Here is a 13155-nt window from a genome sequence, read left to right as displayed (position 1 = left end):
CAGTGCCGATGTGGGGCATGCCTGGTTCTGGTACATACCTGTAGGGCCGGCCTTGGCGTTCGACGCCTGCCTTTGCCCTCCCGCGGGAAGGCTCACCTTCGCACACGCGACTCACAGGAAACAAGAAGTTCGATTGACCCGGCCTCATATTCGGTGAATTGCATGAGAGTTGCCGTCGGCATCGCTTCCACAGCCGGTTCCCAGGTTTCTCCCGGCGCGCTCTCATCCGCGCCCCCCAGGACGGGCCGCATGATCGCCCCCCCACTCCTCAGCGAACCCCGCCCTTGCCCGTACGGTCCGCAAGGCGGTCGTCCCGGGCGCCGGACTCGGCACCCGCCTGGCAGGGCTGGAGGAGAGCGCGAGCGGCGGCCGGGACGGACGCCGGGCGGCGTAGCCCGACGCACGCAGGAAGAGGGGGCTCTCCCAAGAGCGAGCCCCCTCTCGAACACCCCGTGGACGCCTAGCCGTTGGGCCGCAGCGTCCAGACGACGGTCATCTCGCCCGTCACGGCGCCGTCCGCGCGGCGGATCTCGATCGCCACGGGGAACTCGGGGCGCTGCCCGGCGTCCAGCTCGGCGACGACCTCGGCGGCCGGACGTCCCAGCATGGCGGTCGCGGTGACGGCGCCCATCGCGAGCTTCCTGTAGGCGATGTCGGCACGGACCGCCAGCGGCACCGCGCGGGAGAGCTGGTCCCCGAAGGCGGCCAGCACGATGGCCCCGCTGGCCGACTCCCCGAGGGTGAACATCGCACCGGCGTGCGGCCCGCCCACATGGTTGTGATACGCGCCCTGGTCCGGCAGGGACACGACCGCCTTGTCCGGAGAGGTCTCCAGGAACTCCAGGTTCAGCGTCCGGGCCATGGGCACGGTGGCGGCGAGCATCTCGCCGATCGACATCTGGTCTGCGCTCATGGCGTCATGTTACTCACGAGTAGCCCAAACTGGCCAGCACCGGATCCCCGCCCGCCCCCCTTCGCTACGACCCTGACGAGGGCCGGTGACCGAATCGTGTCCCTGGCAGCACTAGGGTTACTCGCCATGTGGCCAGATCAGCAGCCGCCAGGGGGCGCGCCCAACCCGCAGAACAACCCGTATCAACAGCCGGGTTACCAGCAGCCGAACCCGTACCAGCAGCCCGGATACCAGCAGTATCCGCAGGCCGGGCCGTACGGTCAGCAGCCGCAGTGGGGGCAGCCGCAGCCGCCCACCGTGCCCGTCCCGCAGCCGCCGCAGGGAGGTGGCGGGCGCACCAAGCTGATCGCGATCGCCGCGGCCACGGCGGTCGTGGTGGCCGCGGGAGTGACCGGCTATCTCGTCCTCGGCGGGAAGGACGACAAGAAGGACCAGGCGGACAGCGGCAAGGGCGGACAGCACGCGAGCCAGTCGCCCACGTCCCAGCCCACGGCCAGTTCGTCGGCGACGGACGACCCGCGCGGCACCGGGACGGAGAAGCCGACCATCGCCGGCTGGAAGGTCGTGGTGAACCCCAAGTGGGGCGTGGCCTTCGACGTACCCGCCGACTGGGAGGTGCAGTCCCCCGGCATGAGCATCGGCTTCGACTTCCCGAAGGGCGAGCAGGACACGGGCATCATCATGTCGGGCGTCGCCGAGGACCAGCCGAAGTGGTGCGCCTCCGACGACGACAAGGACGGACGTACCGAGGACACCTCGCTGGGGACCGTCGGCGTCAAGGGTGCCAGCGGCGCCAAGAACACGGACGAGATCGCGATCAACACGCCGGCCTGGTGGGTCTACGGCGGTTACACCCAGCCCGACAAGAAGAGCATCTCCTGGGACAAGAAGGCCACCCCCTTCACCACGGATTCGGGCATCAAGGGCAGCTACGCCTGGGCCCAGTCGACGCACACGCCGAAGAAGGGCAAGTGCATCAGCGACGGCAAGGCGCTCACCTTCGGCTTCCAGAACTCGGTGCACGACTATGTGTCGTTCAACTTCTACGGAGCAACGGGAGTGAACGGCGAGGTCCCCAGGGCGACCGTTCTGAAGATCCTCCACACGGTCCGCCTGCACGGAGACCCGACGAACCAGTGACCCCGCGGGGCGGCTTCGGCACCGCGGTCGAAAACGCGCACTGCGACGCACCGCGCAGTCCCTCCTGCGCGGGCCGCAACTGCTCGCTGCTGACCGCGGCGGCCGTCGTGACCGGTGCCGGTCCCAACGGCTCGCTCGCCGCCGCCGCGTTCGCCGTGCTGTACGCGGGCGGCGACGGCACAGAGGCGGGACTGGTCGCCGCCTCGCGCACCGTGCCGCGCCACCACCTGCCTACCACCAGCGGAAACGCCGTCGAAGAACGAAGCTGCCCCATGTCTGCAGCAGGCGCGGTGGCGCGCCGCCAGTCGTCGGCGAGGTCGGGCCGAGGGCACGCAAGCGGCGGGCTGGGTTCACAGGCGCACGATGATCAGGGCGGTGTCGTCGGTGGCGTCACCGGCTGGGAGTAGATCGGTGAGCACGGCGCCCTCGCGGAAGGCCGCGGCAGCCTGGATCCGGGGAGCGTGTTGAAGGCGGGCGGCCAGGATGCCGACAAGCCACATTTGGTTTCAGACGATACCATATCGAATGAGTAGATAGCGTAAAGTTGACCTCATGAGCGCCGACGTTCCTCTCAGGACCACGCCCTCGCGTGTGACCGACCGCCCCGGGGACACCTCACCTTTCGCTCTCGGCCTGCTGCTGCGCCGGGCGCACTGGCGCGCGGCTGCTGTGATGGAGGAGGCGCTTCGGCCGCTCGGCATCGAGCTGCGGCACTTTGCCGTGCTGATCGTGCTTGTCGACCGTGGGCCCACGGTACAGCGGGACTTGGCGGCGGCGACAGGGTCCGACAAGGCGGGCATCATGAGGATTGTGGACGATCTGGAGCGCAGCGGGCTCGCCGTACGCAAGAGCGTTCCAGGGGACCGGCGGGTGCGGGCGGTGGAGATCACGCCTCAAGGACTGGAAATCTTCGATGCGGCCCATGTGGCGGCGGAGCCGCTGGCTGAGCGTCTGGTTGCCGATCTCGGTCCCGGCGAGCCCGAGAAGCTGACCGATCTACTGACCCGGATCGCGTATCCCGCAGACGGCGAGGCGTAGGCGCGCCTGCGCACTGGTTGCCCGCCACGTGGGCGGCGACGCCGCGTGACCCCTCGCCCCAGGGCGTCACACGGGCACCCATGGCCCTGGGGGGTCACACGGCGAGGCGCTGCGCGAGCTCCTTGGCCTTGGTCAGCGCGTGCCCGAAGGCACGCTCGCGCGCGGCCTCGTAGAGGGGGATCAGTTCTGCCATGGCCGGGTTGCGGGGGGCCATGGTGAGTTCCGGGACGATGAAGTCGAGGTCCAGGCCGAGGGTGCCTTTGAGGACGGCCTCCAGGTAGTTCTGCACGATCTCGTAGCCCTCGCGCGGGGTCCCCGGCGCGTAGGAGCCGCCGCGGCTGGCGACGACGGTGACCGGGGTGCCCTGGTCGGAGGGGGTCTCGCCGGCCGTGCGGCCGAGCAGGAGCATCCAGCCACGCCTTGAGGGTCGAGGGGATCGAGAAGTTGTACATGGGGGCGCCGATCAGGACGGCGTCCGCCTGCTCCAGCTCCTCGATGAGCTTCACGCGTGCGGCGAACGCGGCGGACTGCTCCGGCGTGCGCTCGGTGGGGGCGGCGTATCCGGCGGCCCAGGCGTCGGCAGTCATGTGCGGGACAGGGGCGGCGGCGAGGTCGCGGTAGATCACCGTGCCCTCCGGATGCCGTTCCTCCCAGGTCCTGCGGAAGGCGGCCATGACCGAGCGGGACGAGGACGTCTCGCCGGGAAACACGGACGAGTCGATGTGCCGCAGCGTGGCCATGGACCTTCTCCAAAGTGCAGCTGCCCGAGGCGGGAGAACCAAGGGCCGGGGATTTGTGCTCGACGATAGTTAAACACGCGATGGTATTGAGTGATATCATCTCGCATGTAACGGAAGCGGGGGCGTTAGCAGACGAGGAGTCGGACGGTCATGGACGTCCACGAGGCGGTCGGGAGCCGACGAGCGGTGCGCGGATTCACCGATCGGGATGTGCCGAGAAAGGCGCTGGAGCGCGTGCTCTCCGCCGCGGCCTGGGCGCCGTCCGCGTCGAACCTCCAGCCGTGGCACGCCTACGCGGTGACCGGCGCACCGCTGACCGAGATCAAGAAGCGCGCCGGCGAACGCCTCGCCGCAGGTGACCCCTGGGACGAGCCGGAGTACGAGCAGTACCCGCCGGCACTGAAGTCCCCGTACCGCGAGCGCCGGGCCGCCTTCGGCGAGCAGCGCTACGGCGCACTCGGTATCGCTCACGAGGACACAGAGGCGCGCCAGCGGGCCGCTGCGGCGAACTGGGACTGTTTCGGCGCGCCCGCTGCCCTGTTCTGCTACATCGACCGGGACCTGGGGCGGCCGCAATGGTCCGACGTCGGCATGTATCTGCAGACCGTCATGCTGCTGCTCCGCGCAGAAGGACTGCACAGCTGTACGCAGATGGCCTGGGCGAAGTTCCACAAGACCGTCGCGGAGACACTGTCACCCCCGGACGAGCTCATCCTCTTCTGCGGCATGTCGATCGGATTCGAAGACGCCACGGCCCGTGACGCCCGTACCGGCCGGGCCCCACTCGACGAGACGGTCACCTTCGTCGACGGTCTCTGACGCCGCCCATCCTCAGTCCCATGAGGCGCCTGCTGCCGCGCCCGCACAGTCGCACATATGCCATATTTGCGCACATAAACCCAATGAAAGGCATACCATGAAGATCGCAGTCATCGGCGGTACCGGACTGATCGGATCACAGGTCGTCACAGACCTGACCGCTGCCGGGCACGAGGCGGTACCCCACTCGAAATCCACGGGTGTCGACGTCATCAGCGGCCAGGGACTGGACCAGGCTGTGGCAGGAGCCGACGTCGTCGTCAACCTGACGAACTCCCCGACCTTCGACGAAGCCTCCCCGGCCTTCTTCCAGACCTCGATGGACAACCTCCTGGCCGCGGCCCACAAGGGCGGCGTCGGGCACTTCGTCATCCTCTCGATCGTCGGGGCGGACCAGGTGCCGGAGCTGGACTATTACAAGGCCAAGGTGCTCCAGGAGAAGCTCCTCGCGGCCGGGCCGGTGCCCTACTCGATCGTCCGGGCGACGCAGTTCATGGAGTTCATGGATGCCGTCCTGTCCTGGACCGCCGACGGCGACACCGTCCGGTTGCCCGCCACGCCGATCCAGCCGATCGCCTCCAAGGACGTGGCCATGGCGGTGGCACAGGTCGCCGCGGGCGCCCCGCTGAACGGCATTCGCAACATCGCCGGCCCCGAGATCTTCGGCCTGGACGAGCTGGGCCGCATCACCCTGTCCCACAGGGGCGACAACCGTACTGTCGTCACCGACCCCGCTGCCGGCATGTTCGCCGTCGTCAAGGGTGACGTCCTCACCGACAAGAACGCCCACCTCGCCCCCACCCGCTACACCGACTGGCTTTCCTGACCCGCTCGCGTTCCCTCGGAGCAGATGGGGGAGGTAGATGATCTTGGATGTCTATGAGGCGGTCATGAGCCGACGGGCGGTTCGCGGGTTCACCGACCGACAAGTCCCGCGGGAGGTGCTGGAGCGTGTGCTCTCCGCCGCGGCCTGGGCGCCGTCCGGATCGAACCTCCAGCCGTGGCACGCCTATGTGCTGACGGGCCCGCCTCTGACCGAGCTCAAGAGGCGGGCCGGCGAGCGCGTGGCCGCAGGCGACCCCTGGGACGAGCGGGAGTACGAGATGTACCCGGCCGCACTGAAGTCCCCGTACCACGAGCGCCGATCCGACTTCGGTCATGAGCGCTACAGCGCACTCGGCATCTCGCATGAGGACTGGGAGGCGCGCCAGCGGGCCGCTACGGCGAACTGGGACTGTTTCGGCGCGCCCGCTGCCCTGTTCTGCTACATCGACCGCGACCTGGGACGGCCGCAATGGTCCGACGTCGGCATGTATCTGCAGACCGTCATGCTGCTGCTCCGCGCAGAAGGACTGCACAGTTGCCCGCAGATGGCGTGGTCGGTGTATCGCAGGACCGTCGCGCAGATCCTGTCACCCCCGGACGAGCTCATCCTCTTCTGCGGCATGTCGATCGGGTTCGAGGACGTCACGGTGGGCTACGTCCGTACGGGCCGGGCGCCGCTCGGTGAGACGGTCACGTTCGTCGAGGGTTAGGTTTTCCCGGACGTCCGCACGCCGGTCCGCCGCAGCCGGCCGGTCGCCGCCTCCCCGGCCGCGTCAGCCGATGCCGAACGCCCCGCCTGGGGGCTCGGGGGACGGTACGGCGTCGGCGTCCTCGACCGGCCGGGCGGCACCGGTGAACTCCCGCACCGCCGCCCCGTGTTCGACCCGCGCGGGAAAGGCGTCCGCGGCGGCACGGCGGGCCAGCGCGGCGGTGTCGAGGGGCCGGTGCGCGGCGGCGAGCACCGCGTTGCCGAACCGCCGCCCGCGCAGCACCGCCGGCTCGGCGATCAGCACCAGCTCCTCGAAAACGGCGGCCAAGGTGGCCAGTTGGGAGCGCAGGAACCCGAACGGCGCGGCGTCCGCGAGGTTGGCCAGATAGACCCCGCCGGGCCGCAGCACCCGCTCGGCCTCCCGTGCGTAGGCGAGCGTGGTCAGATGCGCCGGTACCCGGGACCCGCCGAAGACGTCGGCGATCAGCACATCGGCGTGGTCGTCCGGGGCCGCCTCCAGCCAGGCCCGGGCGTCGGCGGCGTGCACCGCGACGCCCGAGCCCTCCGGCAGCGGCAGATACTCGGCGACCAGCTCCAGCAGCCCCCGGTCGGCCTCGACGACATCCTGCCGCGAGCCGGGCCGGGTGGCCGCCACGTACCGGGGCAGTGTGAGCGCCCCTCCCCCGAGGTGCAGCACATCCAGCGGCCGCCCGGCCTCGGCGACGGTGTCCAGGACATACCCGAGCCGGCGCGCGTACTCGAACTCCAGATACGCCGGCTCATCCAGATCGACGTACGACTGCGGCGCCCCGTCGACGGTGAGCAGCCAGGCCCGCGCACGATCGACGTCGGGCATGAGCTTGGCGGTGCCGTGGTCGGTGGTGCGGGAAACGGGTATCGGTTCGTTCACTTGTCCATTGTGGTGTCCGTGGGGGGTCTCACTCCACGGTGGACACCGTCCCCGCACCCACGGTCCGTCCACCCTCACGGATGGCGAACCCGAGCCCCGGCTCCAACGGCACCTCCCGCCCCAGCTCAACGATCATCTCCACGGTCTCCCCGGGCCGGGCGGCACCCACCGGACCGAGGTCGACGTCCCCCACCACATCCGCCGTACGGATGTAGAACTGCGGCCGGTACCCGGTCAGCACCGGCGTCGTACGGCCCCCCTCGCGCCCCGACAGCAGATACACCCGAGCCGAGAACCGCCGGGCGGGCACGACACTGCCCGGAGCCGCCACGACGTGCCCGCGTCGCACGGCGTCGCGTGGCACGCCCCGCAGCAGTACCGCCACGTTGTCCCCGGCCTGCGCCTCGTCCATGGGCTTGCCGAAGGTCTCCAGCCCGGTGACGACGGACTCCACATCGGCGCCGAGCACCGACACCCGGTCCCCCAGGCGGAGCGTCCCCCGCTCCACGGCGCCGGTGACGACCGTGCCCCGGCCGGTGATCGTGAGCACGTTCTCCACCGGCAGCAGGAACGGCGCGTCCAGGTACCGCTCCGGCATGGGCACATAGGTGTCCACCGCGTCCAGCAGCGCCTCGATGGATGCCGTCCAGCGCGGGTCGCCCTCCAGCGCGCGCAGCCCGGAGACCCGTACGACCGGCACGGCGTCGCCCGGGTAGCCCTGGGCCGTGAGCAGGTCGCGGACCTCCAGCTCGACGAGGTCGATCAGCTCCTCGTCGTCCGTGCCGTCGGCCTTGTTGAGCGCGACGACGATGTGGTCGACGCCCACCTGCCGGGCGAGCAGCACGTGTTCGGCGGTCTGCGGCATGATGCCGTCGAGCGCGGACACGACGAGGATCGCCCCGTCGAGCTGCGCCGCGCCGGTGACCATGTTCTTGACGTAGTCGGCGTGCCCCGGCATGTCCACGTGGGCGTAGTGCCGGGTGTCGGTCTCGTACTCGACGTGCGCGATGTTGATGGTGATGCCGCGCGCGGCCTCCTCCGGGGCCCGGTCGATGCGGTCGAACGAAACGTATCGAGTGGTGCTGCCGGAGCCGCGCTCCGCGAGGACCTTGGTGATGGCGGCGGTCAGGGTGGTCTTGCCATGGTCGACGTGCCCCATGGTGCCGATGTTCAGGTGCGGTTTGGTGCGCACGTAGGCCGTTTTGGACATGGCTGTACCTCGAAGCCTCTCAGCCGTGAGAAGGAAATGCGGGACCCCGGGGACTGGCCGACCCTCCCCCTGCGGGGTCCGCCGGACGTTCCGGAGAGGGTCAGCTTCGGGCGCCGTCGCCAGCGGCCACGAGGATCTGGACGGCAGCCTTCGGCGCATCCGCGACGGCGGATGCTGCGAGGAGGAAGGCGTACCGGAACATGCCGTCGATCCTCGTCGACGGCGTGTCCGGCGTCGAATGGTTTTCCGCCGCGGGGAGTTCAGCCGCCGATGTGCTTCAGCGCCTCCCGGACGGTCAGCGGCGCGAACCGGCCCCGGACGAAGAGGTCGGGATGCCCGGAATGGAGCAGGCAGTAGGTGAACAGCCGGTCCGTGTCGGTGCCTTCCTTGTGGGCCAGCTGGTGGAGCAGGGCCGTGCGCACCGGCATCGGGCCGGCCCGACCGGGGTCTGCGGCGGCCGGGAACACGGCCGTCACCCGCTCCAGCACGGTGTCGGCGAGGGCGCTGCGCGGCAGATCCGGCGGGGCCGCCCCGGTGACGGTCATGAACGCACCCTACTGTCGAATACACGTTCGCGCGCGTCACGCGAACCACAGCTCAGCGGCCCCTCCCGACGCGGGTTGCACCCCCTTGCGCACCGGCGTTACCTGGAAGTACTGGCGGTGGAGCGGCGGAGGTGACAGAGGTGAAGGCCGTCGTCTACGAAGAGCCCTTCAGCGTGGTGGTGAAGGACGTCCAGGATCCCCGGATCCAGCATCCCAACGATGTGCTGGTACGCGTCACGTCGAGCGCCATATGCGGCTCGGACCTGCACATGTACGAAGGCCGCACGGCGGCCGAGTCGGGCATTGTCTTCGGGCACGAGAACCTCGGCATCATCGAGGAGGTCGGCAGCGGCGTGACCTCCCTGAACCAGGGTGACCGTGTCGTGATGCCGTTCAATGTCGCCTGCGGATTCTGCAAGAACTGTCTCGCCGGGAAGACCGGCTTCTGCCTGACGGTCAACCCCGGATTCGCGGGCGGGGCCTACGGCTATGTGGCGATGGGCCCCTACAAGGGCGGCCAGGCCGAGCTGCTGCGGGTGCCGTTCGCCGACTTCAACTGCTTGAAACTGCCTCCGGGCGACGAGTTCGAGACCGATTTCGTGCTACTCGCCGACATCTTCCCGACGGGCTACCACGGCTGCGAACTCGCCCAGGTGACCCCCGGTGAGAGCGTGGCCGTCTACGGCGCCGGACCGGTGGGGCTGATGGCCGCCTACTCGGCGCTGCTGCGCGGTGCGTCGAAGGTGTTCTCCGTCGACCGGGTGCCCGAGCGGCTCGCCAAGGCGGAGGAGATCGGGGCCATCCCGATCGACTTCACCAAGGGCGACCCGGCGGAGCAGATCAAGGAGCAGACCGGGGGCGAGGGCACCGACAAGGGTGTCGACGCCGTCGGCTACCAGGCCCAGGCGCACGACGCCAGCCACGAGGAGCCGGCCATCGTCCTCAACGAGCTGGTCATGACGGTACGGCCGACCGGCATGCTCGGTGTGCCGGGTCTGTACGTGCCCTCGGACCCGGGCGGTCCCGACGAGCACGCCAAGCACGGCCAGCTGCTGGTCTCCATCGGCAAGATGTTCGAGAAGGGCCAGCAGATGGGCACCGGTCAGTGCAACGTCAAGCGGTACAACCGTCAGCTGCGCGACCTGATCATCGCCGGGCGCGCCAAGCCCAGTTTCGTGGTCTCCCACGAGCTGCCGCTGGACCAGGCGCCGCAGGCGTACGAGAAGTTCGACAAACGGGTCGAGGGCTACACCAAGGTGGTACTGCATCCCGGGCACGCGCTCGCCGCGTGAGACACGGGCCGACGGGTCCGGGCGCCATGGGTGCCCGGCCCTGTCGATGCGCGGCGCTTGACGGCGATCACACGCGTTCGTCGGTTAATGTCGCCGGATGCTCGATGCCAACCGCTCTGGCACCGCCACGGCCCCTCCCCGGGCCGCCGCCACGGAGCTCGTCGTACCGGTGACGCCCCTGCTCCGCGCCGGTTTCGCCGGGCGGTGTGCGCGGGCGCTGGCGCACCCCTATGCCCGACTGTCGCTGCTGCTCGCCCTGCTCGCCGGTGCCGCCGCCTGCGTGCTGGTCTTCGAACCGCAGCGGCTGCTGACACACGGCTGGCCGCCGCAGCTGGGCGGGGCCGCGGCGCCAGCGGTGTTCGGTGTGGCGTACGGTCTGTGCACCGTGGCGTTCGTTCCGCGTCCCCTGCTCAACCTGGCGGCGGGCGCGCTGTTCGGCTCGCAGCTGGGGCTGGCGACGGCGCTGGCGGGCACGGTGCTCGGGGCGGGTGTGGCCTTCGGGCTCGGGCGGGTGCTCGGGCAGGACGCGCTGCGCCCGCTGCTGCGGGGCCGCTGGCTGCGGGCGGCCGACGGTCAGCTGAGCCGGCACGGGTTCCGGTCCATGCTGGCGGCCCGGCTCTTCCCGGGCGTGCCGTTCTGGGCGGCGAACTACTGCGCGGCCGTCTCCCGCATGGGCTGGTGGCCGTTTCTGCTGGCCACCGCGGTCGGCTCGGTGCCGAACACCGCCGCCTACGCGGTCGCCGGCGCCCGCGCCTCCGCGCCGACGTCTCCCGCCTTCCTGATCGCGATGGCCGGTATCGCCGTACCGGCGCTGCTGGGCGCGGTGGTGGCCTGGCGCAAGCGCCACCACCTGCGCCGCCGGTAACGGTCACATCGGTCGGACGCCTTCGAGGATCATCGCGTTGGCCAGTCCGCCCGCCTCGCACATGGTCTGCAGGGCGTAGCGGGCGCCGCGTTCCCGCATGGCGTGGACCAGGGTGGTGGTCAGCCGGGTGCCGCTGGCGCCGAGCGGGTGGCCGAGGGCGATCGCGCCGCCGTGCACATTGACCTTCGCCAGATCGGCGCCGGTCTCCTGCTGCCAGGCCAGCACCACGCTGGAGAACGCCTCGTTGACCTCGAAGAGGTCGATGTCGGCCAGGCTCAGCCCCGCCCTGCGGAGCACCTTCTCCGTGGCCGGTATGACGCCCGTCAGCATCAGCAGCGGATCGGAGCCGGTGACGGCGAAGCTGTGCAGGCGGGCCAGCGGGCGCAGACCGAGGCGGGCCGCGGTGTCGCTGGAGGTGATCAGTACGGCGGAGGCGCCGTCGTTGATGGGGCTGGCGTTGCCCGCGGTCACGTTCCACTCGATCTGCGGGAAGCGCTCGGCGAAGCCGGGGTCGTGGTAGGCGGGCCTGAGGCCGGCGAGGACCTCCGGGGTGCTGTCGGGGCGTACGCACTCGTCGCGGGCGACGCCGTCCAGCGGCGCGATCTCAGCGTCGAACAGGCCCTTGTCCCAGGCCGCGGCGGCCTTGCGGTGCGAGGAGACGGCGAACTCGTCCATCCGCGCGCGCGTGAGGGACCACTTGGCGGCGATCAGCTCCGCGCTGATGCCCTGTGGGACCAGGCCCTCGGGGTAGCGCTCGGCGACGCCGGGACCGAACGGGTCCTTGCCCGCGGGCACGTTGGACCACATCGGCACCCGGCTCATCGACTCCACACCGCAGGCGACCACCAGGTCGTACGCCCCGGACATGATGCCCTGCGCGGCGAAGTGCACGGCCTGCTGGGAGGAGCCGCACTGGCGGTCCACCGTCGTCGCCGGGACCGTCTCGGGGAAGCCGGCGGACAGGACGGCGTACCGGGTGGTGTTCATGGCCTGCTCGCCGACCTGGTCGACGGTGCCGCCGATGACGTCGTCGATCAGCGCGGGGTCGACGCCGGAGCGCTCGACCAGGGTGCGCAGGGTGTGGGCGAGCAGTTGCACGGGGTGGACATGGGCGAGGGAGCCGTTCGGCTTGCCCTTGCCAATGGGGGTGCGTACGGCTTCGACGATCACTGCGTCGCGCATGGCGGGGCCTCCTTGGCCGCCTGGCTGTCCGCGGCCGGCCGGGTGGTGGGCTGCGGCAGCTACCAGTGAGTAGGAAATCCAAACTCACCATAGCTCGAAGGGTTGGAAAAACAAACCCTCATCTAGACTGGCCCACATGGCCGCCATGAAAGACCCGCGCCCCTGCTCCATCGCCGACGCCCTCGCGCTGGTCGGTGAGAAGTACTCCCTGCTCGTCCTGCGCGAGGTGTGCCTGGGCAACGGCCGCTTCGACCAGCTCGTGCGCAACATCGGCGCCCCGCGCGACATCCTGGCCGCCCGGCTGCGCCGGCTCGTGGACGCCGGGATCCTCACCAAGCGCGCCTACAGCGAGCGCCCGCAGCGCTTCGAGTACCGGGCCACGCAGGCCGGCCTGGAGCTGGAGCCGGTCCTGATGACGCTCAAGGAGTGGGGCGACCGTCACATCCGCAAGGGCGCCGACCTGCCCATGGCGGTCGAGCACATCTGCGGCAACGAACTGGTCCCGGTCCTCACCTGCCGGGCCTGCGGCGAGGAGGTCCGCCACGAGGACGTGACGGCCCATCCGCAGGCGCCGGGGTGGACGCGCACCGGACCGACGGCGGCGTGAGGCTCAGGGCGCGGTGAGGGCCTCGTTCCACTCACGGATGTGCCATGCCTTCACCACTCCGTGCAGGACGAACGGGTCACCGGCGACGAACTCCTCGGCCGCCTCGCGCGTGCGGAAGACGGCCATCGAGCCCGCTCCCGGGGGTTCGCGAACGGGCCGGTCATCAGCAGCTCGCCGCGTTCGACGAACGGCTGGTAGCGGGCCACGTGGGCGGCGAAGCGGGCGGGCGCCTTCTCGTCCAGGTCGTCGGCCGACTCGTAGAACACCACGTACTTCATCGGGCCTCCCCGCGCATCGGGCCCCTTCCCCCTCCGGGCTACCCGCCCGGCCGACCGGCCCCCGGCCCCCGGCCCCCGGCGG

Annotated in this window: 14 protein-coding genes and 2 pseudogenes; 9 read left to right on the top strand and 7 right to left on the bottom strand. The window is 70.4% G+C overall.

Annotated elements, in window-relative coordinates:
• Positions 1-460: 460 nt before the first annotated feature.
• Entirely contained in the window at positions 461-913 is a 453-nt protein-coding gene (locus ACFYOH_RS31505) for a DUF4442 domain-containing protein (protein WP_388632558.1), read from the bottom strand.
• 126 nt (positions 914-1039) lie between these two features.
• Here ACFYOH_RS31505 and ACFYOH_RS31500 point away from each other — a divergent pair, with 126 nt between their 5' ends.
• From ACFYOH_RS31500 to ACFYOH_RS31490, 3 genes and pseudogenes are all read left to right on the top strand, one after another.
• Positions 1040-2053 (top strand): hypothetical protein, encoded by a 1014-nt coding sequence (locus ACFYOH_RS31500; protein ID WP_388632556.1) that lies wholly within the window; start codon positions 1040-1042, stop codon positions 2051-2053.
• A pseudogene (locus tag ACFYOH_RS31495) lies at positions 2050-2271 on the top strand (hypothetical protein); the annotation flags it as partial. The gene ACFYOH_RS31500 and the pseudogene ACFYOH_RS31495, both read left to right, overlap by 4 nt.
• A 334-nt stretch (positions 2272-2605) precedes the next feature.
• Positions 2606-3091: a MarR family winged helix-turn-helix transcriptional regulator gene (locus ACFYOH_RS31490; protein ID WP_388632553.1), complete on the top strand. Its 486-nt coding sequence runs from the start codon at positions 2606-2608 to the stop codon at positions 3089-3091.
• Between the two features lie 94 nt (positions 3092-3185).
• On the opposite strand, the pseudogene ACFYOH_RS31485 reads toward ACFYOH_RS31490, so the two are convergent.
• Positions 3186-3831, bottom strand: a pseudogene (locus ACFYOH_RS31485) (FMN-dependent NADH-azoreductase).
• 150 nt (positions 3832-3981) lie between these two features.
• Here ACFYOH_RS31485 and ACFYOH_RS31480 point away from each other — a divergent pair.
• From ACFYOH_RS31480 to ACFYOH_RS31470, 3 genes are all read left to right on the top strand, one after another.
• Entirely contained in the window at positions 3982-4650 is a 669-nt protein-coding gene (locus tag ACFYOH_RS31480) for a nitroreductase (RefSeq protein ID WP_388632550.1), read from the top strand.
• Positions 4651-4747: 97 nt separating this feature from the next.
• A complete protein-coding gene (locus ACFYOH_RS31475) occupies positions 4748-5476 on the top strand; it encodes an SDR family oxidoreductase (protein WP_388632547.1) in 729 nt (242 codons plus the stop codon).
• Between the two features lie 43 nt (positions 5477-5519).
• The gene (locus ACFYOH_RS31470; protein ID WP_388632545.1) at positions 5520-6185 is read left to right on the top strand and encodes a nitroreductase; all 666 of its coding nucleotides are present in this window, start codon (positions 5520-5522) and stop codon (positions 6183-6185) included.
• A 63-nt stretch (positions 6186-6248) separates the two neighbouring features.
• On the opposite strand, the gene ACFYOH_RS31465 is transcribed toward ACFYOH_RS31470, so the two are convergent.
• From ACFYOH_RS31465 to ACFYOH_RS31455, 3 genes are all read right to left on the bottom strand, one after another.
• The gene (locus ACFYOH_RS31465) at positions 6249-7094 is read right to left on the bottom strand and encodes a spermidine synthase (RefSeq protein WP_388632542.1); all 846 of its coding nucleotides are present in this window, start codon (positions 7092-7094) and stop codon (positions 6249-6251) included.
• Positions 7095-7122: 28 nt separating this feature from the next.
• Positions 7123-8304 (bottom strand): elongation factor Tu, encoded by a 1182-nt coding sequence (gene tuf / locus ACFYOH_RS31460; RefSeq protein WP_388632539.1) that lies wholly within the window; start codon positions 8302-8304, stop codon positions 7123-7125.
• Between the two features lie 260 nt (positions 8305-8564).
• On the bottom strand, positions 8565-8849 hold the full coding sequence (locus ACFYOH_RS31455; protein WP_388632536.1) for a hypothetical protein: 285 nt from the start codon (positions 8847-8849) through the stop codon (positions 8565-8567).
• A gap of 140 nt (positions 8850-8989) precedes the next feature.
• Here ACFYOH_RS31455 and ACFYOH_RS31450 point away from each other — a divergent pair, with 140 nt between their 5' ends.
• Both ACFYOH_RS31450 and ACFYOH_RS31445 read left to right on the top strand, forming a co-directional pair.
• A complete protein-coding gene (locus ACFYOH_RS31450) occupies positions 8990-10141 on the top strand; it encodes a glutathione-independent formaldehyde dehydrogenase (RefSeq protein WP_388632976.1) in 1152 nt (383 codons plus the stop codon).
• 97 nt (positions 10142-10238) lie between these two features.
• Entirely contained in the window at positions 10239-11006 is a 768-nt protein-coding gene (locus ACFYOH_RS31445) for a TVP38/TMEM64 family protein (RefSeq protein WP_388632534.1), read from the top strand.
• A 3-nt stretch (positions 11007-11009) separates the two neighbouring features.
• On the opposite strand, the gene ACFYOH_RS31440 is transcribed toward ACFYOH_RS31445, so the two are convergent.
• Complete coding sequence (locus ACFYOH_RS31440; RefSeq protein ID WP_388632531.1) at positions 11010-12188, bottom strand: thiolase family protein; 1179 nt, start codon at positions 12186-12188, stop codon at positions 11010-11012.
• Between the two features lie 136 nt (positions 12189-12324).
• Here ACFYOH_RS31440 and ACFYOH_RS31435 point away from each other — a divergent pair, with 136 nt between their 5' ends.
• Entirely contained in the window at positions 12325-12795 is a 471-nt protein-coding gene (locus ACFYOH_RS31435; RefSeq protein WP_388632528.1) for a winged helix-turn-helix transcriptional regulator, read from the top strand.
• A gap of 50 nt (positions 12796-12845) precedes the next feature.
• Here the strand turns inward: ACFYOH_RS31435 and ACFYOH_RS31430 are convergent, their stop codons facing one another.
• Complete coding sequence (locus tag ACFYOH_RS31430; RefSeq protein WP_388632526.1) at positions 12846-13073, bottom strand: hypothetical protein; 228 nt, start codon at positions 13071-13073, stop codon at positions 12846-12848.
• Positions 13074-13155: the final 82 nt, after the last annotated feature.

Origin of the sequence: Streptomyces sp. NPDC007856 (assembly GCF_042868225.1) — a bacterium.
Lineage (GTDB): Bacteria > Actinomycetota > Actinomycetes > Streptomycetales > Streptomycetaceae > Streptomyces.
The sequence above is the reverse complement of the archived record's forward strand: the minus strand, read 5'-3'. Positions and strand labels throughout refer to the sequence as shown.

What these genes read in the sequence shown, in the direction of transcription:
- ACFYOH_RS31505 (WP_388632558.1), bottom strand. Translation starts at nt 913, where the DNA reads ATGAGCGCAGACCAGATGTCGATCGGCGAGATGCTCGCCGCCACCGTG.
- ACFYOH_RS31500 (WP_388632556.1), top strand. Translation starts at nt 1,040, where the DNA reads ATGTGGCCAGATCAGCAGCCGCCAGGGGGCGCGCCCAACCCGCAGAAC.
- ACFYOH_RS31490 (WP_388632553.1), top strand. Translation starts at nt 2,606, where the DNA reads ATGAGCGCCGACGTTCCTCTCAGGACCACGCCCTCGCGTGTGACCGAC.
- ACFYOH_RS31480 (WP_388632550.1), top strand. Translation starts at nt 3,982, where the DNA reads ATGGACGTCCACGAGGCGGTCGGGAGCCGACGAGCGGTGCGCGGATTC.
- ACFYOH_RS31475 (WP_388632547.1), top strand. Translation starts at nt 4,748, where the DNA reads ATGAAGATCGCAGTCATCGGCGGTACCGGACTGATCGGATCACAGGTC.
- tuf (WP_388632539.1), bottom strand. Translation starts at nt 8,304, where the DNA reads ATGTCCAAAACGGCCTACGTGCGCACCAAACCGCACCTGAACATCGGC.
- ACFYOH_RS31455 (WP_388632536.1), bottom strand. Translation starts at nt 8,849, where the DNA reads ATGACCGTCACCGGGGCGGCCCCGCCGGATCTGCCGCGCAGCGCCCTC.
- ACFYOH_RS31445 (WP_388632534.1), top strand. Translation starts at nt 10,239, where the DNA reads ATGCTCGATGCCAACCGCTCTGGCACCGCCACGGCCCCTCCCCGGGCC.
- ACFYOH_RS31440 (WP_388632531.1), bottom strand. Translation starts at nt 12,188, where the DNA reads ATGCGCGACGCAGTGATCGTCGAAGCCGTACGCACCCCCATTGGCAAG.
- ACFYOH_RS31435 (WP_388632528.1), top strand. Translation starts at nt 12,325, where the DNA reads ATGGCCGCCATGAAAGACCCGCGCCCCTGCTCCATCGCCGACGCCCTC.
- ACFYOH_RS31430 (WP_388632526.1), bottom strand. Translation starts at nt 13,073, where the DNA reads ATGAAGTACGTGGTGTTCTACGAGTCGGCCGACGACCTGGACGAGAAG.